Source organism: Streptomyces noursei ATCC 11455 (assembly GCF_001704275.1).
GTDB classification, from domain to species: Bacteria; Actinomycetota; Actinomycetes; order Streptomycetales; family Streptomycetaceae; genus Streptomyces; species Streptomyces noursei.
This window is the reverse complement of the sequence record NZ_CP011533.1, coordinates 3,673,274-3,695,837: the sequence shown is the minus strand read 5'-3', so window position 1 is coordinate 3,695,837 and position 22,564 is coordinate 3,673,274. Positions and strand designations below refer to the sequence as shown.

The following is a 22,564-nucleotide window of genomic DNA, read 5'->3' as shown; positions in this document are numbered from 1 at the left end:
TCGCCCGCCCGCCGTCCCGCCATACCGGGAGCGGCGGGCGGAGTACGCGCCTAGCCTTTTCTCATGAGGGTCTTCGGTGTGGACATCGGCGGATCGGGCATCAAAGGCGCCCCGGTCGATCTGGAACGCGGCGAGCTGGCCGACGAGCGTTACAAGGTACTGACGCCGCACCCGGCCACCCCCGAGGCGGTCGCCGACTGCGTCAGGGAGGTCGTGGACCACTTCGGGTGGACCGGCCCGGTCGGCGCGACCTTCCCCGGTGTGGTCACCGGCGGGACGACCAGGACGGCCGCCAACGTCGACAAGCGCTGGATCGGCACGGACGCCGCCGCGCTGCTCACCGGCCGGCTCGGCGGCGACACCGGCGGCAGCCCGGTCACCCTGCTCAACGACGCGGACGCCGCGGGCCTGGCCGAGATGCAGTTCGGCGCCGGCCGGGGCCGCAATGGCACGGTCGTCGTCCTCACCTTCGGCACCGGCATCGGCAGCGCCGTCTTCATCGACGGCCGGCTGGTCCCCAACACCGAGCTGGGCCACCTGGAGCTGCACGGCCACGACGCCGAGAAGCGTGCCTCCACCAAGGCCAAGGAGGACGAGGAGCTCAACTGGCAGCAGTGGGCGCACCGGGTCCAGAAGTACCTTGCCCACGTGGAGATGCTCTTCTCGCCCGCCCTGTTCGTGATCGGCGGCGGGGTGAGCCGCAAGGCGGAGAAGTTCCTGCCGCTGATCGAGGGGATCAGGGCCGAGATCGTGCCGGCGCGGCTGCAGAACGACGCGGGGATCGTGGGGGCCGCCATGGCCGCGCGGCCCTCCGCCGCCGGCTCCACCGGAGCCGCCCAGGCCGCGCCCGCTACCGGCGCGCCGCCTGCCGCGGGCGGCTCCCCGGCCGGGAACGGTCCGGGGCCCGCGGCGCGGACCCGTCCGGCCCCGGGGCCGACGCCCGCGGACCGGGCCCCGAGCGCCGCTGTCGACTCACCGGTCGGCTGGCCCGACGGCCGGCGATGAGCAGCGCCTTACGGACCAGCACCAGCAGCCCGCAGACCAGCGTGCCCCCGTAGAGCCACCCGGCGTTCAGGGCCAGGACGGTGAAGACGCCGATCAGCAGCCCGGTGAGGCCCGCGGGACCGTGCTGCACCGGCAGCGTGCCGACGGCGAACGCGATCGGCAGCGCGACCGGCGCCGCGACCAGGTCCAGGGGCCGCACCCACGCCCCGGCCGCCACGCTGACCAGCAGGAAGAACACCCCGTACGCGGTCTGTGTGCCGCCGAACAGCCAGCGGTCCAGGAACCCGAAGGCCAGCAGCGCGGCGGTGGCCAGCAGCCCGCAGCCGAGGCCGGTCAGCTTGGCGGCCGGCATCCGGCGGAGCAGCCCGGCCACCGGGGCGGGCGCCGGGGGACGCCGCGGGCCCGCCCGGTAGACGGCCGCGACCTCCTCGCCCTCGGTGGGCGGCCCGGCGGCCGGCCGCGGCATCCACTCGCCCGCCCGCACGGCCGACGCCCGGAACTCCGCCGGCGTGGGGGCGTAGCCGCGGGCCGTGACCTCGGTGCCGGCCGGTACCGACGCATAGCCCGACGCCCGCATCGCGGACAGGAAGGCGTCGTCGGGATCGGGTCCCACGGCCTCCGCGGGGCGTGGGAGCCGGGCGTCCCGCCCCGGGTCCGGGCCGCCGTCGTGCGGCCGACCGCACGGGGCCGTGCGCGCTTCGCGTTCCTCCGTGTATTGCTCCACGTCTTGCTCCACTCGGCAACGGTAGGCCGCTAAGTGGGATTAATCGGTCATGGGACACGCGCTTTGACCTCCCTTGGGGGCACTGTTAGGCGGCCCGGCGCACGCCACCGGGGCACGCGGCGCGGCGGGCGCCCTCCCCGGCGCCGCGTGCGGTCCGCCCGGCCCGGCGGGGCCCGCCCAGTAGACTGGTGGATCGGCCCTCCTCGGCCAGGCCCGGTCCCACCGGCCGGATCCGGGAAGCGGCCCGCCCTTCGCCCACCTCCAGCTCCGGGAAGTCGCCACCGTGTCGCTCACGATCGGAATCGTCGGTCTGCCCAATGTCGGCAAGTCGACCCTGTTCAACGCCCTGACCAAGAACGACGTGCTGGCGGCCAACTACCCGTTCGCCACCATCGAGCCGAACGTCGGCGTGGTCGGCGTCCCCGATGCCCGCCTCACCAAGCTCGCCGAGATCTTCGGCTCCGCGCGGGTGCTGCCCGCCACCGTCGACTTCGTCGACATCGCCGGCATCGTCCGGGGCGCCTCCGAGGGCGAGGGCCTGGGCAACAAGTTCCTCGCCAACATCCGCGAGTCCGACGCGATCTGCCAGGTCATCCGCGCCTTCAAGGACGAGAACGTCGTCCACGTCGACGGCAAGGTCTCGCCCAAGAGCGACATCGAGACCATCAACACCGAGCTGATCCTCGCCGACCTCCAGACCATCGAGAAGGTGCTGCCGCGCCTCCAGAAGGAGTCGCGGATCAAGAAGGACGTGGCCCCCAAGGTCAAGGCCGTCGAGGAGGTCAAGGCCATCCTGGAGGAGGGCCGCACCCTCTTCGCCGCCGGCTACGTCCAGGGCACGGAGAAGACCGAGCTGCTGCACGACCTGCACCTCCTCACCACCAAGCCCTTCCTCTACGTCTTCAACGTCGACGAGGAAGAGCTCACCGACGAGGACTTCAAGAACGAGCAGCGGGCCCTGGTCGCCCCCGCCGAGGCGATCTTCCTCAACGCCAAGCTGGAGGCCGACCTCGCCGAGCTGGACGACGAGGAGGCCCTGGAACTCCTGCAGTCCGTCGGCCAGGAGGAGCCCGGCCTGGCCACCCTCGCCCGCGTCGGCTTCGACACCCTGGGGCTGCAGACGTACCTGACCGCCGGTCCCAAGGAGAGCCGCGCCTGGACGATCAAGAAGGGCGCCACCGCCCCCGAGGCCGCCGGAGTCATCCACACCGACTTCCAGAAGGGCTTCATCAAGGCCGAGGTCGTCTCCTTCGCCGACCTGGTCGAGACCGGCTCCGTCGCCGAAGCCCGCTCCGCCGGCAAGGCCCGCATGGAGGGCAAGGAATACATCATGCAGGACGGGGACGTGGTGGAGTTCCGCTTCAATGTGTGAGCGGATGAAATAACACCACGTTGGCGACCTGGCAAACATGCAGGTAAAACGGGGTCGACTCTTCAAGGAGTCGACCCCCTGCTGTTTCCCGTGCTGGGATGGTGCTGGGTTTCATGACGGATCGTCACTTATTGACTTCGCTTGAGGTGGCCGTGAGTGGTACGTTATTCAGTACCACTCGAGGTAGGGGGTCAGTTCATGTCGATAACTGCGAGCGAAGCCCGCAAGGCTCTCTTTCCACTGATCAAGAAGGTCAATGACGATCACGAGGCCATCGAGATTGTCTCCAAGCACGGCAATGCTGTGCTCGTCTCGGCCGAGGATTACGCGGCACTGCGCGAGGGCTCGTACCTGCTGCGTTCCCCTGCGAACGCGCGGCGACTGCTCAAGGCGTACGAGAACGCCCTGGGCGACATCAACGTCTCGGAGCGCGAGCTGATCGATCCGGATGCTACGGATCCTGCTGAGGGTGCTGCGTGAGGCTTGTCTTCGAGGATCAGGGCTGGGAGGACTACACGTCCTGGCTCAAGAACGACCGCAAGATGCTCGCTCGGATCAACAAGCTCATCGAGGACGTCAAGCGCGATCCCTTCACGGGGATCGGCAAGCCCGAGCCACTCAAGTACCACTTGCCTGGGGCATGGTCGAGGCGGATCGACGACGAACACCGCCTCGTATACCTGGTCACGGACAAAGAGATCGTGATCCTCGCGGCGCGCTATCACTACTGACCGCGGGGCCATCCGTGCTGGGTTGCCGCTCTCGTGCCGGATTGATGCTGGGGGCGATCGAGGGGGAGGTTTCCGGAGGGGAAGGTCGGGATCCGAGGGCAGTGCTCTGGGTTTCCTCGCCTTAAGCGCTGACCCACCGCGCCATACCTTCAAAGGCGTCGAGCGTGCGACTGTGCCCCGGACCGAACCAGGTGCTGCAGTCCTGACCGAGACGGTCGTACAGTTCGGCGGCTCCGCGCACGTCACCGCTATGCCCGGTGAGGTCGGCAAGTTCCATGCGCGCTGTGATGACCAGAGCATGGTCTTGGCCGTGCTTCCAGATAAGCCGCCGTACGGTGAGTTCGGCAGCGCTGAGTTGATCCGCAAAGCCGTTGCCGGACGCGTCCGAGCCCGGTGCGGGGCCGTGAGCACGTTGCTCTGCTCCGGAAGCGTCGAGGTCCTGTTCGATCTCCTTGATCGCATGGACGACCGCGCGCGCGTTGCGGGGCCGGTGCTGGGGATCCTTGGCGAGTAGTGTCATGATCAGTTTTTCGAGTGTCGGTGGCACTCCTGCCACCCGCGCTCGCGGCGGCGTGGGCGCCTTGTTCTGGTGGGCTTGGGTGAGAGCGACGGGATCGGCGCGGGTGTCGCCGAATGGTGGCCATCCAGTGACCATTTCGTACATCACGCAGCCGAGTGAGTACAGGTCGCTGCGTTCGTCGCCAGGCTCGGCGCGGCACCGCTCGGGTGACATGTACAGCGGTGTGCCAGCCGCGCTGCGTGTCTCGGTAGCGTCGACGAAACGGGACAGACCGAAGTCGACGAGGCGTACGTCGCTGTCGGCCTCCCGCACGAGCACATTGCCGGGTTTGATGTCACGGTGGACGACGCTCTGGTCGTGAGCGGCGGCGAGGCCCTGGGCAATCTGACCGCTCCAACGACAGGTACGTGCCAGTGGTAGGGGGGTGATGCCCACATGGGCGTTCAGCGGCTCACCGTCCACGTATTCCATGACGAGGAATGGCGTCTCGTTGTCCATGTCACAGTCGTAAATGCTGGCGACATACGGGCTGTCGACCTTGGCAGCGATCAGGCTCTCGCGCGCGAACCGCTCACGTATTTGCCGGACCCGCTCCGGATCCGGCCGCGGCCCCGCCAGCCTGTCTAAGGCGAGGAATTTCAGAGCTACTTCGCGGCCGAGCATCGCGTCGCGGGCACGCCAAACGTCTCCGAATCCGCCGCTACCCATGTGGTCGACCAGTTCGAAGCGGCCGCCCAGACCGACGAAGCGGCGGCCGTCGCGGGGACCCATCATCATTCGTTCTCCCTGTTGTCGCTGCTTGCGTCCCGAGTGCCTCCTTCGAGCACACCCGCCTCGCGCCGCCACGCCTGGTTCGCCCAGGTTGCCAGTTGGGGAGCAACATCGAGGTTCTCATGCCATGTAGTGAAGAACGTGACGCGTTGGGTCAACGCCTGGTTCAGGACGGCGGCGGCGGTCTGGGCACTGTCTCGGCCTTCACGGCTGAGTTCCTGCTTGCGTGCCGGGACTCGCCGCCACTCGGCGATCGTCAGAATGACGGCAGCGGTTGCGAGTGTGGCGGCGATGACCCGCGGTACGCCTTGTGGAAGGAGGAACGCCGTGATCACGCCCACCACGGTCGTCACGGCAGCGGCGAGGAACCGGAACCGATTGAGCCGGACGGATTCGACCTTCTGATGGGTGCGCTCCTCTATCAGCTCCCGCACTTCGTCGACCAGTTGCTGTTCTGGGACGGGCGCGGTCGGGTCTGCGGGAAGCGGGCGATTCCACTCACCCCAGCTGACGTCGATCTGCCGGGGGAGTAGTGACCGGGAGCGTTGCACGTAGGCTTCGGACGAGTTCAGCACGTGGGGCCACACTGCACGGAGTGCCAACAAGCGTGCCTCCTCTCCAAGATGCACGGCTTCCGGCATGAAGACAGCGTTCACCAGCAGTGTCCGGAGGTTCACCGGCTTTGCGGCGTTCCGCTGTGCCGTGTGCTCCTGGCGTGCTGTCTTCTCGTCACCACTGTGCTCGACGACGAGTTCGAGATAGCGGATGCGTGACGCGAGCTGTGCCTCGTCGGTGTCATGTCGGTCGATGAGCGCGTCGAGAGCGCTGTCGACGTGTCCTGCCGGACCGTCGTCTAGGTCACCGGGGAAGGCGCGGCGCAGATGGGCGAGCGTGGCCTTCGGGACGGTCGCCCACTCCCAGCCGCTGCGCAGGCCATCCCAACCGTCGGTGCACAAGCTGCCTAGTTCCTGGTATCGCTGTGTTGGCAGGGCCTTCCCCAAGTCACCCATGTGACGGGCGACTTGAGTCTCAAGTGTGGTCGCCTGCGCCAGCTCAAGACGGCTGAGCCACTGCCGCATTGCCTGCCGGGTGTATGCATGTGCTTGTGCCCCCAGCTCGTTGCAAGCGACGGCGTCGAGTACGACGTGGAAGTCCTCGTCCAAGGCGTAGGGGTCGAGTGACTGCAGATAGCGGTCCATCCAGCGGGCGGCTTCGTCCAATTCGCCCAGGCGTGTACAGGTCAAGGTGAAGAAGAGGTTGGCACGGGCCTGGTCGATCGAGTACGCCTGAGCCCGGGCACGGTGCATCTGTGGTTCTTTGTCGAGATGGCGGGCCGCGAGAGCTACCACCGCCGGGCCGAGCCAGAATCCACGGTCCATGAGCATGCGTTCCTGGGCGCAGGCGGCTACCAGGTCTTTGTCCACCATGCCCTTCTCCAGAGCGTCCTTCGTCAGCGCGTGGACGAGTCCGTGAGCCAGGGCGCGTGTTTGTCGGCGCTGTTCGAACCGTGCGTGCCACTCAGTCGTCAGCCGGGCCAACTCTGCCTCAGCACGCGCCCGGACCTGATCTCTGGTGTACTGATCCGTGAACTCAACTAACTTATGCTCAAGCTGACGTACGGAACCTTCGACCCGGTCGATGGTGTGCGAGACGTCACCGAGTTCAGAGGCCATGGTCCGCAGCTCGCCTCGTAGCGCTGTGACATTGCCCTGCACTGCTTCGACCCGCGTTCCCAGGGCGTCGACATCTCCGTCCAGCCGGCGTAACGCTCCCGCGACTTCATTGAGAGGCGCCTCCGTGTCCCCGTACTCTTCCACGTCGTCCCCCGGAATTGGATGATGCCTCCGTCGACGAGGCTCCTCACTCGGCATCGCATAAGACTCGCGTCTGTCTTGCTCATTATGCGTACGCCTGCGCCACTGGGCTTATGAACGGTTAATCTGGGCGGGCTGTCGGCGCGGATCCGTACCGCAGGGGCAGCCGCGGCACCCGTCAAGGAGCCACCGGCACAGGAGGAGTCGCAGACATCGTGGATCAGGTGCACCAGCCCGTACGTGATCTCTTCTTTGGGCGTGATGACGCCGAACATGACTTCGCCGATGGCCTGCTGAGGCAAGGCTTCCAGCGGACGCTCGCCTATGAAGCGGCACTCCACGGGCGTAAGTCGCTGGTCATTGGCAGAAAGGGTTCGGGTAAGAGTGCCATCTGCGCTCAACTCGCCCACGGGGGCATGTATCCCGGTCCGACGGCCGAGATCATGCCGGACAGCGCTGCGGGCGATGAGATCCGCCGGTTCGATCTTCAGGGCATCACGTCGGACACCGCCAAGTCGCTGATCTGGCGCTATCTGTTCGCTGTACAGGTCGCCCGGTATGTCGTCGACCATGCGCGCGCCCGGCACAGCCGGTCGTTACGGCAACCCGCGCCGGTCCGCGCGCTGCGCGAATTTCTGCGGATCAACGGCGAGGAGCACGAGGCACGCCTCACGGACAGGCTCAGGCGTGGCACGAGTCGCCTGCAGTCGGCGACACTGTCCCTGAAGATGTTCGGGATCGAGGCCAGTGTGGCGACTGGCGACGGCACAGCCGGGCTCGGCTCCGAGGGCGCCCGCGCGATGCACCAACTCGACGCGCTCGAGGCCGGCGTCCTAGCGGCTCAAAGAGTGTTGGACTGTGCCACTGACGGGCACCCGCCTCTGCTCATTCTTGTCGACCAGCTGGAACTGGTGTGGGAGGCGGACCCCGACAGCCATGCCCTGGTCACTGGGCTGCTTCTGGCTTCCAAGCACCTCGCAAGGACCTATGCCACGTCGGCTCGCTGCGTGCTGTTCATCCGCTCCGACATCTACGACACCCTCAACTTCGCGGACGGTGACAAGTTCCGCAGTGAGGAGATGCAGATCACCTGGACCCCGGAGGCCCTGCGTCGCTTGGCACTCGCCCGAGCCTCTGTTTCCTTGAGGCGACAGCTCAGCCATGAGCAGTTGTGGGGCGATGTCTTCCCCAGCTCCGTCTGCGGCGAGCCGACGGCTGACTATCTTGAACGTCACTGCCTGCCTCGCCCGCGCGACGCCATCCAATTCCTCACCCTCTGCCGTGACGTCGCATGGGAACGGGGGCACAGCACGGTGCGCGAGTCCGATGTGCTGGCTGCGACCAAGCGCTTCTCGCAGTGGAAGCTGGAGGATCTTGCCAGGGAATACAACGTCGGATTTCCGTTTCTGCGCCAAGTCTTCGCCTTGTTCGAGAACGGCGAACCTCGTGTCTCCCGGGAGGAGTTCGGCGAGCGCTTTTCGGCCATCCACACAAACTTGCACGAGGCGCACTCCGCCTACACGGAACACCTCACCGCACAAGCCATGGTGGCGGCCCTCTTCGCCGTCGGTTTCCTCGGTGTGCGGCGGGGCGACAGCGTCGCGTATGCGGGTTCAACATCGCTGCCCGTCCAACTCTACGAGGACGATCTCCACGTCCATCCCTGTTTCCGCCAAGCACTGAACTGCAGGGAGGGCACTACGGCAAGATCGACGGCGGCGGACCTAGCCCTGCAGACCCCGCTGCCGAGCGGCACGCACACCAGCTTTCTGCGTAACATCGCCGTGACGGACGCAGGGTTCACCGTTGATCGCGATGTGCGCCTCCTTGAGGAGGTAGATCGCGTGATGCAGCGTCTACTCCGCCACCTTGGGCGATCGGGACTGCCGGTCGATGTACGCGAGGAAACGAGACTCGCTCTGTCGGCACTGCGCGGGCAGGACCATGCCCTCGCAGGGGAGGGCGCAGGTGTCGAGGCGCGGGTGCGCTCCGGCATCACCCTCCTGGAGACACTCGCCGGCCATCTCGCCCACGAGGGTTATGGCAGCGAGGCTGTCACTCTGCGCTTGGCCGACGAGGCGCGCAGGCTTGAGCGGGTGCTGGGTGGGGCGGCCGGCGGTGGAGACTCTGACTCCTCTGGGTGACGCAGTACGCCGGAAGGCGGTCCGGGCGTCACGGTCCGTCTCAACGAGGCTTGGACGAGCGAAGCCGGCTTGGGGTGAGGGGCCACGGCTACACAAGCCTCGTTGTGGCGCCAAGGGGCGTCTGCGTCCGCTGGTGCTGGGATGGATCTCCCGTGCTGGGATTGTGCTGGGATGACCCCGTCCAAAACGGCGTTTCCGCAGGTGGGAGCTCTGCGCAAAATGTTCCGGTTCAACGTGTAGCGGCTGACTTATCACCCCGTCGCTGATCTGGCAAATGTGCAGGTCAGAGAGGGTCCGGCTCTTCGGGGTCGGCCCTTAGTTTTTTCCCGTGCTGGGATGGTGCTGGGATAGCTGACCCCTCGTCACCTGTCCTCGCCCCTGCTCATCCCTACCGTGCTGGGATCGCGCTGGGATGGGATGAGGGTGCCCGTGCTGGGATTTGTGCGAGCAGGGCGCTGACCAAGCTGTGAAGGTAGTGCGGACGTGGCACTTTTCCTACTCGTTTGACACAATCGGGGGCATGGCTGAGACGACGTACAGCATCGGGGAAGGCCCGGCTACGCGGGTGAGTCTGTCGCTGCCGGAGGGGACTGCGGAGGCGATCCGGGCGCGGGTGGGCAAGCGGGAGTTCTCCGCATTCATCGCCGAGGCGGTCGAGCGTGAGCTGCGCGGGCAGGTCCTGGACGAGTACCTGGCGGACTACGAGAGCCGCAAGGGGCCGGTCTCCGAGCCGGCTCGTCAGCGGGCGCGGCAGGTCTTCGACGAGGTGTTCGCCGAGGAGGCCGAGTGGCCCGCCGCAGGTTGAGTCACGAGGGGACGCTGGTCCTCGACAGCGAGGGGTTCTCGAAGCTACTCGCCGACGACGAGCAGGTGGTGGCTCTGATCGCTGAGGCGCGCTCGCGCGGCATGGAGGTCGTGATCAGTGCGCTCACCATCATCGAAGCCGTCCACGCCCGTACGAACAAGTCCCACCTGAACTGGGTGCTTTCCGGGCTGCGAGTCGTCCCCGTCGGTGACGAGGAGGCGAGGGCTGCCTCGAAGTTGCTGATGAATGCCAGGTTGGACGGACACAAGTACGCGATCGATGCGGCCGTCGCCGAGGCCGCACTGCGACAGCACCGCCCCGTGGTCATGCTGACTTCCGATATTGACGACATGGCCAAGCTGTGCGGCGAGCGGGTCCGGCTCGTGGCGGTGTGATTTCCCCTGGTCCGGCTTCTGCCTTTCGACGGTTGATCAGTGAGTGGCGGTGGAGCTACCAGTATTCGGCGGACCACCAGCTTCGGTATCCGGCGATCCGCCGCTATGTTGCCGCTCCTCCGCCTGGTGAAATTCCGTAGGTCGCGGGCGGAGCCAAGGCTCAATAGGAGCGGGGCCCGTAGGGGCTCCAGTGACCGAGGAAGGGCTTGCGGTCGTCGCCGCTTGGCTTCGGCGGCGTGGGCAGTTTCAGCGCTGATACCGATTCGGTGAGGTTTTGGAGGTGCGCGTCCGCGAACGCGAGCCACGCCTCGATCTCGGTCCGCTCCTGCCCGGGCGGGAGTGATGTGGTGTGGTCGCGTACTGCTGTGATGTATTCGGTCAGGCGGCCGTCGGAGTGACGGCGCTCTCTGGAAGCGGTGCATAGACGGGCCGCCCGGACACGAAGTCTCGAGGGCGCAGCGCCCAGCCATCCGCTGCCAGAAGCCGGTTCAGCTCATCGACGCGCCTGGCCGCCTCGTCGGCGTCGGGGCGTACCTCGGGATGTACCAGCCGTGCGAGGAATGCCAGCAGCACCTCGTCCGGGCCATCGAGAAGCCCAAACCGCGGGTCCTCGAAGACCCAATCGTCCTCGCAGTCGTAGTTGTTGAACCGGTGCTGGATGATGTCGGTGCGGGCGGTCGGGTGGCGCGAGTCGGTTGATGGGAGGGCGTCCAGGTCGTACAGGCCGCCCAGGAAGGCGACTTCGTCCAGGCGTCCCACCAGCCGCCCTCCGTAGCGCGTAGCAAGTCGAAGACATCGCGCCGTGTCACCGCTGTGATCCTTGCTGAGTCGTCCTGGCCAGGGTGCGTCATGACAACAGAATGGCGTGCCAGTGATGCGCCTGCCGAGCCTTCGCGGCGGTCGCGGGGCCGCGCGAACGAGCCCTGACGCCGGCGGTCGGCGACCGGACCGGAGCCGAAGGACTGCACCGCTTCTTCGATGAACTGCGCACCAGCTGGAGCCGCAAACTGCACCAGATGCGCGCGCTGTACGTACTCACGTTCGAGGTGGTGCTTCCTGCACCGTTCCTGCGTGACCAGATGGCCGTCCTCCATCGCGACCTGCGCCGCAGGATTGAGAGCGGGACCGCGGAGGGGCGACCGGTGTCGATGTGCCCGCGACCGCGATGCTGATCGTCGGCGCGTTGCGCGGTGCCGTCCATCAATCGCTGCTGGACCCCGAGGCCGTCCCCATCGCCGCCGCGTTGGCCAACCTCATGCGTCTCGCCGACGCACTACTTGCGCAGTCCGTCGGATCTCAGTTCGTGGGTCGACCAGGTTGTGTAGCGTTGGCGGCCCTGAGCCCACTTGTACTTTGCAGCGATTCCCGTGCTGGGACGGTGCTGGGATCCGCCTGCATTTCCGCAGGTCAGAGCCTTGTGGTGGAATCCCGCTGCAACGTCTGAGCGGATGGCATGGCACCACGTTGTCGGCGTGGCGAACATGCTGGTGAGAAGGGGTTGGGCTCCTGGGAGCCCAACCCCTTCTTCGATCCCGCGCTGGATCGGTACCGGATGTTCTGACCTGGCGTCAGGATGGTTCAGGCGTCGTAGACAGTGGAGCCGATCTCGATGCGCTGACTCCCAGGGTGACCGGTCTGCTCCCGGTAGACGGTGATGTGGTCGAGGGAGAGACCGAGGGGTCCGCCCAAGTGTGCGGACTGTGGACGTAGGTCAAGAGGGTGGGCTCCGGCGCGAGGGCCAGGGATGCGGCGCGGTGTAGCGCGTGGTCTCCGCGTCGCAACAACGGTGCAGGTTGTAGTGGAGCTGACTCTCTGCGTCGAGGTACGGCCAGGGAAGCGAATCGGTGTGTATGCGTGTCCTCGTTGCGCCGCGTTGGGTTTCTTCGAGGTCAACGAGCGAGGTCGGGTTCCTGCCGACGTTCGCGAGCATGGGGTCATCTGAGTAGCGTGGAAGCGCCTCATGAGGCATGGGGGCTCTTCTCGTGCAGTGAACAGGACCAGGAGCAGGGTGAAGGAGACCATGAGCGGCCTCACCGAGGCGAACCTCAAGATGTTGGCTGGTGCCCGTTCCTTCGAGCGCGGGCGCGGGTATCTGGATGCGGTGTCCGGGGTCGAGGTCGGTGAGGGATGGGTCACCGCGAGCGTCCACGGCACGGAGCGGTATGAGGTGGAGCTGTTCCTGGACGGGCCCGGCGGGCTGTCCGGCGAGTGCGACTGCCCGTATGGCCGGGAGGGCAATTTCTGCAAGCACCTGGTCGCTCTCGGCCTGACGGTGCTCGCCCGGCCGGAGAGCCTGCCGCGGCAGCGGAAGGCGGCGCGGGACCGGGCACTGGACCTCGACACATGGCTGTGTGCCCTGTCGAAGGACGAGTTGCTCGCTCTGGTGCGGGAACAGGTCGGCGAGGACCGGCGGTTGCGGCGCCGCCTGGAGCTGCGTGCCGCGAGCGCCCGCGGGGATATCGCCTCGGTCCGGGCCCGCATCCGGGAACTGCTCGACATCGGTCCGTTCGCACAGTACGGGTACGTCGAGTACGCCGATGCCCGCGCCTATGCGGACCAGGCCGGGCAGGCGGTGTCGGCGATCGGCGGGCTCACCGGCTCCGGACGGGCAGCCGACGCGATCATCCTGGTGCGGGAGGCGATGAAGCTGCTGGCCGGGGCGGTGGAGAGCGTCGACGACTCCGACGGGTGGCTCGGCGAGGTGGGCGCCGGCCTCGCCGACGCCCACCTCGCCGCGTGCCGTGCGGCGCGCCCCGATCCGGAGGAGCTCGCGCGCTGGCTGATCGGCCATGCGCTCGGCGAGTCGGACGACGGTCTCACCGACATCGATCCGCTCGACTACGCGGACGTGCTCGGCACGGAGGGGCTGGTCGTCCTGCGGAAGTTGGCGGTCCAGGCGTGGCAGGGCAACCGCCGTGGCTGGGCGGAGAAGTATCTGATGGAGCGTCTGGCCAAGGCGGGAGGCGACGTCGACGCAGTGATCGCCGTCTATGCGGCCGACCTCGCGCCGAACGGGCACACGCATCTGGTCATCGCTCGCGAGCTGGACACCGCCCGGCGCCCCGCCGAGGCCCTGTGCTGGGCGGAGCGCGGCATCCGGGAGGCCAGGGACCTCGCCGCGGTCGACACCGCCCTCGTCGACCATCTCTGCGACCGTTACACACAGGCGGAGCGGCTCGCCGAGGCCGTCGCCCTGCGTCGCGATCACTTCTGCGCCCGCCGCACCCTGCTCACGTACCAGCAGCTGCGTGCCGCCGCCCGGGCCGCGGACTGCTGGCCGGCCGAGCGCGAGGGCGCGCTGGCCCTCCTGCGTGCCGACGCGGAGCAGCGGCAACCGGGCCGGTGTGGTGGTCCTGCCCTGGTCGACGCCCTGCTCGACGACAAGGACGTCGACGCCGCCTGGCAGGCCGCCACCGAGACCGGTGCCGATGACCGACAGTGGCTCACCCTCGCCGACCACGCCCGAGCCACCCGCCCCACCGACGCGCTCGGCGTCTACCTACGCCTGGTAGAGCCGCTGACCGCACAGACCGGCAACGCGATCTACGAACAGCTCGTCAGCCTGCTCCTGAGCATCCGGGACTGCCACCGCCGCCTGGAATCGCCGGAGGAGTTCACCGGATACGTCACCGCCCTGCGTACCGCCCAGAAACGCAAGCGGAACCTGATGCGCCTGATGGACGAGCACCATCTGTGAACCGGGCGACGCCGCGGAGGCCCCCGCGCCATACTTCCCCGCCGCCGGATTTCGCTCCGTGAGCGGCATGGCAGCGGCCATCGCCGACCGCTGGACACGTGCTGGATCGGACCGGGAAGGGTGAGTGGGGCGGGACGCCGGGGCGTCCCGCCCCTTCCGTTTCCGTTGGTCCGGTGGGGGCCGCTAGGGCTGTCCGATGGGTCGTGGCCGGGTCCGTGGCGTCTGGTACGGCACCTCGCCGCGTTGCCGAAACGCCCCAATAACTCCGCTATCGAGCCGCTCCGGCACCTTGCGATGCACCGCACCAGACGCCACGGCCTTGCCGACCCTGACCCATCGGACAGGCGCTAGTGCCCGAACACCTCGAAGAGGACCGCGGGGCGGCCGTGGTGGCGGGCGGCGGCCCTGGCGAAGGAGCGGTCGAGGAAGTCGCGGGCGTAGGCGTGCGGGTCCTGGTCGGGGGCGGTGAGCGCCTTGATGTAGGTGGTGTGGGCGGCCAGGGAGGCGACGGCGCGGGGGATGCCGGGGCCCACTTCGGCGGCGTGGGTGGGGCGCGGGGAGCCGGCCACGGCGGTCCAGCGGACGCCGGACCAGGGGGCGAGGCCCTGGGCGTCGGTGAGTTCGGGGAAGATCCAGCGGTTGCCGGCGTCGGCCGGGGCGTCCAGGACGGCGCGGCCCACCACCCGGTGGTCGGGGGTGTTCCACTGCGTGCCGAACCAGGTGTCGCGGTGGTTGAGGGTGATCAGCAGCTCGGGGCGGTGTCGGCGGACCGCGGCGGCCAGGTCGCGGCGGAGCGCCGTGCCGGCCTCGATCACGCCGTCCCGGTGGCCGTCGAGGAACTCGACGGTGTGCGCGCCGACATGGGCCGCGGCGGCGCGCTGCTCGGCCTCGCGGACCGCAGCGCACGCGGGCGGCGCCAGGCCGTCGATGCCGGCCTCGCCGCGGGTGACCAGGAGGTAGCGGATCTCCCGGCCGGCGTCGGCCCATTCGGCGATGGCGGCCGCCGCACCGTATTCGAGGTCGTCGGGGTGGGCGACGACGGCCAGTGCCCGCTGCCAGTCGTCGGGCATCGGCCGGAGGGAGCTGACGGCGGCGTTCTCGGTCGGCATCGCGGCCCCTTTCTGGTCGGTGACGATGGTGGCACGGCCGGTCACGGACAGACAGCCACGGACCGTGGTGGAACGGGTGTTTCGGTGCGGATGGGGTGGGCACATGAGGCGGCGTTGAGCTGCATTCATTGCCGGTAGTGAAGATTTGGCCAGAGCTTGCGGTCGGCGACGCGCGGTTGCCACGCTGTCGCTGACTGTCAAGCTGTTGGGAGGGGCCTGTGCCTTTCGGTGAGCAGCCCGCGTACCTCCGCGTCGCCGGTGACCTGCGTCAGAAGATCGTCGACGGGGTGCTGGCCCCGCACACCCGGCTCCCTTCCCAGGCCCGCATCCGTGAGGAGTACGGCGTCTCGGACACCGTCGCGCTGGAGGCGCGCAAGGTTCTGATGGCCGAGGGTCTGGTGGAGGGCCGGTCCGGGTCCGGGACGTATGTGCGGGAGCATCCGGTGCCGCGCCGGATCGCCCGCGGCGGCTACCACACCCTGGGGTGCACGCCGTTCCGCCAGGAGCAGACGGACGAGCGGGTGCGGGGCACCTGGGAGTCCAACAGTGAGCAGGAGGCGGCCGGTTCGGCGGTGGCGGCCCGGTTGCGGATCCCGGTGGGCGCCCGTGTGATGCGCACGCGGTACGTGTTCCGCGCGGAGGGGGAGCCGTCGATGCTCTCCACCTCCTGGGAGCCGCTGGAGATCACGGGGCGCACGCCGGTGATGCTGCCCGAGGAGGGCCCGCTGGCGGGGCGCGGGGTGGTCGAGCGGATGGCGGCCATCGACGTGGTGGTGGACAACGTCGTCGAGGAGGTCGGGGCGCGGCCGGGCCTGGCCGAGGAGGCGATGGCGCTGGGCGGGGTGCCGGGCCATGCGGTGCTGGTCATCTCGCGCACGTACTTCGCGGGCGGCCGGCCGGTCGAGACGGCGGACGTGATCGCGCTCGCGGCGCGCCATCGGGTGGCCTACCACCTGCCGGTGAAGTGACCGGTCGGTCGCCCGGCCGCCGGTGGGGCGGGGAAGGCGGCGGTCTTCGGGGGCGTTCCGGGGGCCGGTGAGCGCCCTGCGCACTCCCTGTGTTCGTCAAGTCGACGGCCGGTATGGGGATCCTGCGCTATCCGCAAAGTCTGTTGGGCATGACATTCGGCCGACTTTGCTGTCCGATTTGCGGGAGTTCGCTCCAGAAAGTCGTCCGGATATCGGTGTTGGAAACCTCACAGAGGCTCAACTCGGCGGGATTTTTTGGCCGGTGTGGGAACCGGATCTTCGGATTCGCTCATACGATGGCGAAGTTTGTGCACGGCACGGGGGAAGATCAGGAGACCAGCACGTGACCACGACGAAGACGACGAGTGCGGAGCAGGGCTCGCACTCGTCGAATTACCGTCGGTCCCTCGGGACCATCGCCCTGACCGCCACTGGTCTCGGGTCCATCATCGGTTCCGGCTGGCTGTTCGGGGCCGAGCGCGCCGCCGCCATCGCCGGTCCGGCCGCGATCATCGCCTGGGTCATCGGCGCGGTCGTCGCCCTGACCATCGCGCTGACCTACACCGAGCTCGGCTCGATGTTCCCCAAGGCGGGCGGCATGGTCCGCTACGGCCAGTACTCGCACGGCTCGCTCGCGGGCTATCTGGCGGCCTGGGCCAACTGGATCGCCATCGTCTCGGTGATCCCGGGCGAGGCCACCGCCTCGGTCCAGTACATGAGCTCCTGGGAGTTCGGCTGGGCGAAGGCGCTGTACGACGGCACGGAGCTCACCGGCTCCGGTGTCGCGGTGGCCAGCGTCCTGCTGATCTTCTACTTCTTCATGAACTGGTTCGCGGTCTCGCTGTTCGCCAAGACCAACACCGCGATCACGGTCTTCAAGGTCGTGGTGCCGATCCTCACCGCGGGCGCCCTGATCTTCGCGCACTTCGACACCAGCAACATCCAGCGCGCCGGCGGCTTCGCCCCCAACGGCTGGAGCGCGGTCTTCAGCTGTGTGGCGCTCTCCGGCATCGTCTGGGCCTACAACGGCTTCCAGTCGCCGCTCAACCTCGCCGGTGAGGCGCGCAACCCGGGCCGTTCGCTGCCCAAGGCCGTCGCCTTCTCGATCGTCATCGCGCTGGTCATCTACCTCGCGCTGCAGGTCGCCTTCCTCTTCGCGGTGCCCGCCGCCGACCTGAGCAAGGGCTGGGGCGGTCTGTCCTACCACTCGCCGCTCGCCGAGCTGGGCCTCGCCTGGGGTCTGAACTGGCTGGCGCTGCTGCTGTACGCGGACGCGTTCGTCTCGCCGTCCGGCACGGGCATGATCTACGCCGCCACCACCTCGCGCATGATCCAGGGTGTCCAGGAGAACGGTCACCTGCCGGGCGTCTTCGGCAAGGTGGACGCCAAGACCGGCATTCCGCGCCCGGCGCTGGTGCTCAACCTCGTCGTCGCGTTCATGTTCCTCGCGGTCTTCCGCGGCTGGGGTTCGCTCGCCGAGATCGTCTCGGTCGCGACCGTCATCTCGTACATCACCGGGCCGGTCGCGGTGATGGGTCTGCGGCGGCTGGCGCCGCAGATGAAGCGGCCGGTGAAGCTGCGCGCCATGCCGGTCATCGCGCCGATCGCGATGATCTTCGGTTCGCTGGTCCTGTACTGGGGTAAGTGGCCGCTCACCGGCAAGGTCATCTTCATCATGGCCATCGGCCTGCCGGTCTGGGCGTGGTACGAGATCGTCCGGCCGTGGAGGCAGGGCCGCAGCCCGCTGCGGGAGCTGCTGCCGCACCTGAAGGCGGGCGCCTGGATGGTGGTCTACCTGGTGGTCATGGCGGCCGTCTCCTACCTGGGCGGCAAGGAGTTCGGCGGCAAGGGCTACCTGCCGCCGGGCCTCGACCTCGCGGTGGTCGCGGTGATCGCGCTCGCCTTCTACTACTGGGGCGTGCGCAGCGCCTGGCGCAACCCCTCGCTGGTCGCCGTCGAGGCCGAACTGGCCGCGGAGGAGAGCGCCGGGGAGGCCGAGGGCGACAAGGCCCCGACCACCGCCTGAGCGGCCGTTCGCGGCGCGCTTTCTTCCCTCAGCGCACAAACCTTCACCGGCCACTCGCGGGCCGCCCCTGGTGCACCCAGGGCCCGCGAGTGGCCGGTTCGGTTTCTCTTTGTGTAAATCCATAACCGGTGCGTGAAGGTCGGGCGTAGGCTCGGGCATATGCGGATTGCGATTTCGGCATCAGCACAGGAGGGGCGCGCCGCCGCGGCGCGCTGCGCGGCGGACGGAGGGGCGCAATGACCGATAACGAGACCGCGCTGCCCTGGCTCGTCATCCGCCAGGACGAAGGCGGTAACCGCTATCGCGTCGGCCGCTATGCCACCCGAGCGGAGGCGGAGCGGGTCGCCGAGCGCCTGGACACCCGTGGCAATCAGCGGCTCTACGTGGTCGAGCGGGTCGGGCAGGGGGCCTCGTAAGGAGTGGCATGAGGGGAGCGGAGCGGGGAGCGGGAGTCCGGCGGGGGACGTAGGCTGCCGCGCATGACGACGGTGCGCGTAGTGGTGGGCGGTGCGGTGTGTGAGCGGGGGCGGTTGCTGGCCGCCCGACGGAGCGCGCCGCCCGCGTTGGCCGGCCGCTGGGAGCTGCCCGGCGGCAAGGTGGAGGACGGCGAGACGCCGGAGCAGGCGCTGGTCCGCGAGCTGCGCGAGGAGCTGGGCGTGGACGTCGCCCCCGTGGAGCGGATCCCGGGTGAGTGGGTGCTGCGGCCCGGCTTCGTGCTCCAGGTGTGGACCGCCCGGCTGGTCTCCGGCCGGCCGGAGACGCTCCAGGACCACGACGAGCTGCGCTGGCTGCGGCCCGGCGAGGAGCGCGAGGTGGACTGGCTGGACCAGGACCGCCCGGCGGTCGCCGAGGTGATGCGCCGGCTGGGCTCCAGGCCCGCGGTCGGGATCCCGGGCGCCCGGCTGTAGCGGGCCGGGGCGCCGTCCGGTGTGCCTTCGTGGGCGCGGGCCGGTGGCGCTCGCGGTGGGCCGTCGGGCTCCGCCGTTCCGCGGGTGTGCGCGACACGGCGACACTTTGCCGGGATATGGGCCATTTGTGCCACAGTGCACGGTTGAAGGCGGTACTTGCCGCTCGATATCGGGTATGTCCTGATTGGCCCCGTTCGGCGTGGGTCGGGTACGACGGGGGACCCCTCGGCCTGGGAAGTGATCGGCGTGAGTGACAGCGCAGCGGCAGAGGCCCCGGATCCCGACCCCGCCGATGTCCGCAAGCGCGGCAGGATCTCCGGTGCACCGAGCGCGGAATGGAGCTTCCCCGCCGATCCCGGCGCGGTGCGCACCGCCCGCACCATGGTCCGTCAGGTGCTCGACGACTGGGGGCTGAACGGCGCCGCGGACGTCGCGGTGCTGCTGGTCAGCGAGCTGGTCACCAACTCCCTCCGCTATGCCAGCGGTCCCATCGGCGTGCGCATGGTGCTGCTCGGCGCCGGGGCGCTGCTCGTTGAGGTCTCCGATCCGCTGCCCGACCCGCCGCGGACCCGTAACGCCGCCCCCGACGACGAGGGGGGACGCGGACTCCAGCTGGTCGCGCACAGTTCGCGGCGCTGGGGCACCCGGCAGGGAAAGAGCGGCAAGACAGTGTGGTTCGAGCTGGCTGTGGCTGGTTAGGACTCATGAGGAGTCCTGATCGTTGCCATTTCATCGACATTTTGTAGATGGCCTGCGATCGAGACTGTGCTGTGATCGTGAAGACCGTGTTCCGGATAGCCGAGGTGCTGGAATACTCGGCAGGTCCGGTCCGGGCACGATGAGCTGGAGGGGACGGGGCTCGTGAGCGAGAAGTCATCTGGCGGGGTGGTACCTGCGCAGGACGGTGGCCGGGGCGGTGCGGTCGGTCCGGTGGACCCTGGCGAACGTCGCCATGCCCGCGAGCCGCAGGGCGCGCCCGTGTGGCAGAGCAGCCGGCCCGGATCGATCTACGACTACATCAAGGTCGCCTCGTTCTCGCTCGGGCCCGACGGGCACATCGACCAGTGGAGCGAGCGGGCCGAGCAGATGCTCGGCATCCCGGCCCGCCACGCCCTCGGCAAGGACCCCGTCGAGGCTTTCGTCCCCAGCGAGTTCCGGGAGACCGGGCGCCGCAAGGTGTGCGAGATCCTCGACGGCCGGGAGTGGACCGGTCTGGTGCCCTACCGCAGGGAAGCGGGCGGCGCGGCCGAAGGGCTCGCCGAGATCTATGTGATGCCGGCCGAGAACGAGGACGGCGAACGCGGCGCGGTCTGCCTGGTCGTCGACGTCCGGGCGCTCCGCGGCATCGAGACCGACCTCGCCGCCGCGCAGGCCGTTTTCGGTCAATCCCCCATGGGCTTCACCCTGTTCGGCACCGACCTGAAGCTGCTGCGGGTCAACGAGCGCTTCGCCACCGTCTTCGGCGGCCCGGCCGGCAAGTACCGCGGCGGCACACCGCACGACTTCCTGCCCCGCCCCGAGGCCGAGCGGATGACCGTCGCGCTGCGCCGGGTGCTGGAGACCGGCGAACCGGTCAGCGAGATGCAACTGGTCGGCCGCGTCCCCGGCGAGGAGGACCGCCGCCGCTGGTCGGTCTCGCTGTACCGGCTGCACGGCGCCAGCGGCCGTCCCATCGGCGTCGCCGCGCTCGCCTCCGACGTCACCGGCCGCCGCCGCGCCGAACGCGAGGCGGCCAACGCCCGCCGCAATCTCGCGCTGCTCAACGAGGCCGGTGCCCGGATAGGCAATTCGCTCGACCTGGAGACCACCGCCCGCACCCTGCTGGACGTCGCGGTACCGCAGTTCTGCGACCTGGCGTCGGTGGACCTCTACCAGGGGCTGCTGGCCGGCGACGAGGAGCAGCCGGGGATGAGCGACGGCAGCGCGGAGCTGCGCCGGGTCGCCTTCGCCAGCGCGGTCTCCGACGCCCCGCTCCCCGGCAAGACGCCGGAGGAGGACCCGGTCGCGGTCGGCGCGGTCCACCGCTACCCGTTCAACTCCCCGTGCGCGGCCGCCCTGCGGACCGCCCAGGCGCAGATCATCCCCGGCCGGGAGAGCGACGAGGGGCCGGAGCTGGGCGCGGTGGTGCACTCCACCCTCGCGGTGCCGATGGTCGCCCGGGACACCGTCGTCGGCCTGGTGCAGTTCTCCCGTACGAAGGGCAGCGAGCCGTTCGGCGAGCGGGACACCGCGCTGGCGGTGGAACTGGCCGCGCGGGCCGCGGTCTGCATCGACAACGCCCGCCTCTACCGCCGGGAGCACGAGCGGGCCCTGATACTGCAGCGCAGCCTGCTGCCGCCCGGCGACCCCGAGGCGGCCGGCCTCGACATCGCCTGCCGCTATCTGCCCGGCACCACCGCCACCGAGGTCGGCGGCGACTGGTTCGACGTCATCGAACTCCCCGGGCACCGCACCGCGTTGGTGGTCGGCGACGTCATGGGGCGGGGCCTGCGGGCCGCGGTCGCCATGGGCGAACTCCGCACCGCGGTGCGGACCTTGGCGCTGCTGGACCTGGAGCCGGCCGAGGTGCTCGGAGCGCTGGACGAGATCGCCCGGGGGCTGGGCGGCAGCGGGGACCGGGGGGCCGCGCGCAGCCGCTCGGGCGCCGCGTCCGGCGGGGCCGCCCAGGGCCGCTCGGCCCGGACCGCCGACCTCTCCGAGGTCTACCTCGCCACCTGCGTCTACGCCGTCTACGACCCGATCACCCGGGTGTGCACCTTCGCCAACGCCGGGCATCTGCCGCCGGTGCTGGTCGAGGAGGGCGAGGAGGCGCTGCTGTTGGACGTCCCGCCGGGGATGCCGCTGGGCGTCGGCGGGGAGCCGTTCGAGGAGATCGAGGTCGAGGTGCCGGACGGCGCGCTGCTCGCGCTGTACACCGACGGCCTGGTGGAGTCCCGGCACCATCCGCTGGACGAGGGGCTGCAGGCGTTCCGGCGGGCGCTGTCGGACTCCGGCCGGCCGCTGGAGGACGTCTGCGACCACGTCCTGAGCGCCCTGGACACCTCGCACGGCGAGGACGACATCGCGCTGCTGATGGCCCGGGTGCACGGGCTGCCCAAGGACGCGGTGGGCGACTGGAGCCTGGCGCCGGAGCCGCGTTCGGTCGCCCGGGCGCGGGAACTGGCCCGCGACCAGCTGAACGACTGGGGGCTGCAGGCCCTGGTCGACACCACCGAGCTGCTGGTCAGCGAGCTGGTGACGAACGCCCTGCGGCACGGGCACGGGGAGATCCGGCTGCGACTGCTGCTGGACCGGACGCTGGTCTGCGAGGTCTGGGACGCCGATCTGGCCCAGCCGCGGCGACGGCGGGCCCGGGACACGGACGAGGGCGGCCGCGGTCTGCAGCTCGTCGGCCTGCTGAGCGAGCGCTGGGGGAGCCGGCGCACCCCGCGCGGCAAGACCGTCTGGTTCGAGCTCGCCCTGCCGGACGGCGACGCGACGCCGATGGACCCGGCAGAGGCGCTGCTGAGCCTCTTCTGAGGGCCCGCGGGACACCGCCCGGGGCCGGACCCCGGGTGGACGGACCCGGGCGCCGT

Annotated in this window: 18 protein-coding genes and 1 pseudogene; 14 read left to right on the top strand and 5 right to left on the bottom strand. The window is 69.2% G+C overall.

Annotated elements, in window-relative coordinates:
- Positions 1–63 precede the first annotated feature (63 nt).
- Positions 64–1,005 carry a polyphosphate--glucose phosphotransferase gene (gene ppgK / locus SNOUR_RS15310; RefSeq protein WP_067347282.1) on the top strand — a complete coding sequence of 314 codons (942 nt, stop codon included), beginning with the start codon at positions 64–66 and terminating at the stop codon, positions 1,003–1,005.
- A 58-nt stretch (positions 1,006–1,063) separates the two neighbouring features.
- On the opposite strand, the pseudogene SNOUR_RS48325 reads toward ppgK, so the two are convergent.
- Positions 1,064–1,357 (bottom strand): annotated as a pseudogene (locus SNOUR_RS48325) (DUF6542 domain-containing protein); the annotation flags it as partial.
- Positions 1,358–2,012: 655 nt separating this feature from the next.
- Here SNOUR_RS48325 and ychF point away from each other — a divergent pair.
- The 3 genes from ychF (at position 2,013) to SNOUR_RS15295 (ending at position 3,832) form a co-directional block, all read left to right on the top strand.
- The gene (gene ychF, locus SNOUR_RS15305) at positions 2,013–3,101 is read left to right on the top strand and encodes a redox-regulated ATPase YchF (RefSeq protein WP_067347280.1); all 1,089 of its coding nucleotides are present in this window, start codon (positions 2,013–2,015) and stop codon (positions 3,099–3,101) included.
- A 198-nt stretch (positions 3,102–3,299) separates the two neighbouring features.
- Positions 3,300–3,581, top strand: coding sequence for a type II toxin-antitoxin system Phd/YefM family antitoxin (locus tag SNOUR_RS15300; RefSeq protein WP_067347279.1), 282 nt, complete (start codon positions 3,300–3,302; stop codon positions 3,579–3,581).
- On the top strand, positions 3,578–3,832 hold the full coding sequence (locus SNOUR_RS15295; RefSeq protein WP_009321768.1) for a Txe/YoeB family addiction module toxin: 255 nt from the start codon (positions 3,578–3,580) through the stop codon (positions 3,830–3,832). The genes SNOUR_RS15300 and SNOUR_RS15295 overlap by 4 nt, the downstream gene beginning before the upstream one ends.
- Positions 3,833–3,953: 121 nt before the next feature.
- Here the strand turns inward: SNOUR_RS15295 and SNOUR_RS15290 are convergent, their stop codons facing one another.
- Positions 3,954–5,129, bottom strand: coding sequence for a serine/threonine-protein kinase (locus tag SNOUR_RS15290; protein WP_067347277.1), 1,176 nt, complete (start codon positions 5,127–5,129; stop codon positions 3,954–3,956).
- The gene (locus SNOUR_RS15285) at positions 5,126–6,940 is read right to left on the bottom strand and encodes a hypothetical protein (RefSeq protein WP_067347275.1); all 1,815 of its coding nucleotides are present in this window, start codon (positions 6,938–6,940) and stop codon (positions 5,126–5,128) included. The genes SNOUR_RS15290 and SNOUR_RS15285 overlap by 4 nt, the downstream gene beginning before the upstream one ends.
- Before the next feature lie 212 nt (positions 6,941–7,152).
- Between SNOUR_RS15285 and SNOUR_RS15280 the strand changes: the two genes are divergently transcribed.
- From SNOUR_RS15280 to SNOUR_RS15270, 3 genes are all read left to right on the top strand, one after another.
- Positions 7,153–9,081 carry a P-loop ATPase, Sll1717 family gene (locus SNOUR_RS15280; RefSeq protein ID WP_067347273.1) on the top strand — a complete coding sequence of 643 codons (1,929 nt, stop codon included), beginning with the start codon at positions 7,153–7,155 and terminating at the stop codon, positions 9,079–9,081.
- 520 nt (positions 9,082–9,601) lie between these two features.
- Positions 9,602–9,886, top strand: a complete 285-nt coding sequence (locus tag SNOUR_RS15275; protein ID WP_006138089.1) for a hypothetical protein — start codon at positions 9,602–9,604, stop codon at positions 9,884–9,886.
- On the top strand, positions 9,868–10,281 hold the full coding sequence (locus SNOUR_RS15270; protein ID WP_067347271.1) for a DNA-binding protein: 414 nt from the start codon (positions 9,868–9,870) through the stop codon (positions 10,279–10,281). The genes SNOUR_RS15275 and SNOUR_RS15270 overlap by 19 nt, the downstream gene beginning before the upstream one ends.
- A 378-nt stretch (positions 10,282–10,659) precedes the next feature.
- On the opposite strand, the gene SNOUR_RS15265 is transcribed toward SNOUR_RS15270, so the two are convergent.
- A complete protein-coding gene (locus tag SNOUR_RS15265) occupies positions 10,660–11,040 on the bottom strand; it encodes an AbiJ-related protein (RefSeq protein ID WP_067347269.1) in 381 nt (126 codons plus the stop codon).
- A gap of 1,261 nt (positions 11,041–12,301) precedes the next feature.
- Between SNOUR_RS15265 and SNOUR_RS15260 the strand changes: the two genes are divergently transcribed.
- Positions 12,302–13,978 (top strand): SWIM zinc finger family protein, encoded by a 1,677-nt coding sequence (locus tag SNOUR_RS15260; protein WP_067358334.1) that lies wholly within the window; start codon positions 12,302–12,304, stop codon positions 13,976–13,978.
- A 347-nt stretch (positions 13,979–14,325) separates the two neighbouring features.
- Here the strand turns inward: SNOUR_RS15260 and SNOUR_RS15255 are convergent, their stop codons facing one another.
- On the bottom strand, positions 14,326–15,087 hold the full coding sequence (locus SNOUR_RS15255; protein ID WP_067358332.1) for a PIG-L deacetylase family protein: 762 nt from the start codon (positions 15,085–15,087) through the stop codon (positions 14,326–14,328).
- A gap of 218 nt (positions 15,088–15,305) precedes the next feature.
- On the opposite strand from SNOUR_RS15255, the gene SNOUR_RS15250 reads away from it, so the two are divergent.
- The 6 genes from SNOUR_RS15250 to SNOUR_RS15225 all read left to right on the top strand — a co-directional run bounded on the left by SNOUR_RS15250 (position 15,306) and on the right by SNOUR_RS15225 (position 22,508).
- A complete protein-coding gene (locus SNOUR_RS15250; protein ID WP_039633129.1) occupies positions 15,306–16,055 on the top strand; it encodes a GntR family transcriptional regulator in 750 nt (249 codons plus the stop codon).
- 343 nt (positions 16,056–16,398) lie between these two features.
- The gene (locus SNOUR_RS15245; RefSeq protein ID WP_067347267.1) at positions 16,399–18,081 is read left to right on the top strand and encodes an APC family permease; all 1,683 of its coding nucleotides are present in this window, start codon (positions 16,399–16,401) and stop codon (positions 18,079–18,081) included.
- Positions 18,082–18,317: 236 nt separating this feature from the next.
- Positions 18,318–18,497 (top strand): SPOR domain-containing protein, encoded by a 180-nt coding sequence (locus SNOUR_RS15240; RefSeq protein WP_039633125.1) that lies wholly within the window; start codon positions 18,318–18,320, stop codon positions 18,495–18,497.
- 63 nt (positions 18,498–18,560) lie between these two features.
- Positions 18,561–18,989 (top strand): (deoxy)nucleoside triphosphate pyrophosphohydrolase, encoded by a 429-nt coding sequence (locus SNOUR_RS15235; RefSeq protein WP_067347265.1) that lies wholly within the window; start codon positions 18,561–18,563, stop codon positions 18,987–18,989.
- Between the two features lie 237 nt (positions 18,990–19,226).
- On the top strand, positions 19,227–19,688 hold the full coding sequence (locus SNOUR_RS15230; RefSeq protein ID WP_067347263.1) for an ATP-binding protein: 462 nt from the start codon (positions 19,227–19,229) through the stop codon (positions 19,686–19,688).
- Between the two features lie 279 nt (positions 19,689–19,967).
- Complete coding sequence (locus SNOUR_RS15225) at positions 19,968–22,508, top strand: SpoIIE family protein phosphatase (protein ID WP_067347261.1); 2,541 nt, start codon at positions 19,968–19,970, stop codon at positions 22,506–22,508.
- Positions 22,509–22,564 lie beyond the last annotated feature (56 nt).

Excerpts from the sequence above, each read along its gene's own strand:
- SNOUR_RS15255 (WP_067358332.1), bottom strand. The coding sequence starts at position 15,087 with ATGCCGACCGAGAACGCCGCCGTCAGCTCCCTCCGGCCGATGCCCGAC.
- SNOUR_RS15235 (WP_067347265.1), top strand. The coding sequence starts at position 18,561 with ATGACGACGGTGCGCGTAGTGGTGGGCGGTGCGGTGTGTGAGCGGGGG.
- SNOUR_RS15275 (WP_006138089.1), top strand. The coding sequence starts at position 9,602 with ATGGCTGAGACGACGTACAGCATCGGGGAAGGCCCGGCTACGCGGGTG.
- SNOUR_RS15260 (WP_067358334.1), top strand. The coding sequence starts at position 12,302 with ATGAGCGGCCTCACCGAGGCGAACCTCAAGATGTTGGCTGGTGCCCGT.
- SNOUR_RS15300 (WP_067347279.1), top strand. The coding sequence starts at position 3,300 with ATGTCGATAACTGCGAGCGAAGCCCGCAAGGCTCTCTTTCCACTGATC.
- SNOUR_RS15240 (WP_039633125.1), top strand. The coding sequence starts at position 18,318 with ATGACCGATAACGAGACCGCGCTGCCCTGGCTCGTCATCCGCCAGGAC.
- ppgK (WP_067347282.1), top strand. The coding sequence starts at position 64 with ATGAGGGTCTTCGGTGTGGACATCGGCGGATCGGGCATCAAAGGCGCC.
- SNOUR_RS15290 (WP_067347277.1), bottom strand. The coding sequence starts at position 5,129 with ATGATGATGGGTCCCCGCGACGGCCGCCGCTTCGTCGGTCTGGGCGGC.